The following is a 1,153-nucleotide window of genomic DNA, read 5'->3' on the forward strand; positions in this document are numbered from 1 at the left end:
GGTGCTGGCCGACGCCTTCCGCGCGCTCGCCGGCCTCGGCGCGCGCACCGACGCCGCTCGCATCGGCACCGAGCTGCGCGGCCTCGGCGTCGAGGCGCGCCGCACCTGGCGCCGCGGGCGGCGGGGCTACGGCGACCAGCTGTCGCCCCGCGAGCTCGAAGTGACCCGGCTGGTCGCCACCGGCCGGACCAACCGGGAGATCGCCGACACGCTGTCGCGCTCGCCGAAGACCGTGGCGTGGCAGCTCAACTCCGCCATGCGCAAGCTCGGCGTGACCACTCGCACGGCACTCGCCGTCAAGGCGATCGAGGCCGGGCTCCTGCCCGCCGATAAAGATTAGGTCGATCGTCCGGTCACAAAACCGGACCAAGCACCCGAGACTCTCCTGACGACTCCAGGTCGATCGACAGGAGAATCTCCGGATGACCTCGCCTGACCCGCACGAACGGGTGCCGGACCCGGCCCCGGAGCCCGCGCCGGGAGCCGAGCCGTCCACGACACCGCCCACGGAACGACCGGAACGCCCGGACGGCTACGAGCCGATCTAGGTCCGTCCGGTGCACCGCCGACCACGAGGAGTGACGATGGGAAGACTGCGACGCGGAACGGCGGCACTGGCCTCGGTCATCGGCCTGACCGGCGCCGCCCTGATCATGTCGGGCGCGCCGACGGCGGGTGTCGAGGGAGCGGATCCGGCGCCGTTCGCCGGCGATCCTCCGCCCGCCGCGGGTCCGCCGTCGGCCCTGGCCGGCCTGGACCAGGAGTCCTACGAGCTCACCCTGATCACCGGCGACCGGGTGACGGTGGAACGGCTGGCGCCCGGCGACTACAGCGTCCGCACCGAGCCCGCCGCCCGGCCGGACGGGTCGCTCCCCGGCATCCAGGTGACCAACCAGGGTGAGAGCGACGCGCTGTACGCCATCCCCGACGACGTCCGCGGGCATCTGGAGTCGGGGCTGCTCGACCCGCTGCTGTTCGACGTGGCGTATCTGGCGGAGAACGGGTACGCCGATCGCGCCGGCCTGCCGCTGATCGTGGAGTACGCCGGCGCCCAGGACGCCCGCAGCCTCGCCGGCCGGGCCGCCGCTCTCCCGGCGGCCGCGGCCGGCGTCCCGCTGGACAGCATCGACGCCGCCGCGGTGACGGTCGACCC

The 1,153-nt window shown here is 74.1% G+C and carries 1 protein-coding gene and 1 pseudogene; both read left to right on the forward strand.

What is annotated here, in order from left to right; translation table 11 throughout:
- Positions 1-340: response regulator transcription factor (locus DY240_RS22605; RefSeq protein WP_147375453.1), on the forward strand; the 340-nt coding region annotated here is incomplete at its 5' end.
- A gap of 244 nt (positions 341-584) precedes the next feature.
- Positions 585-1,153, forward strand: a pseudogene (locus DY240_RS22610) (hypothetical protein); the annotation flags it as partial.

The organism is Jiangella rhizosphaerae (genome assembly GCF_003579925.1).
GTDB classification, from domain to species: Bacteria; Actinomycetota; Actinomycetes; order Jiangellales; family Jiangellaceae; genus Jiangella; species Jiangella rhizosphaerae.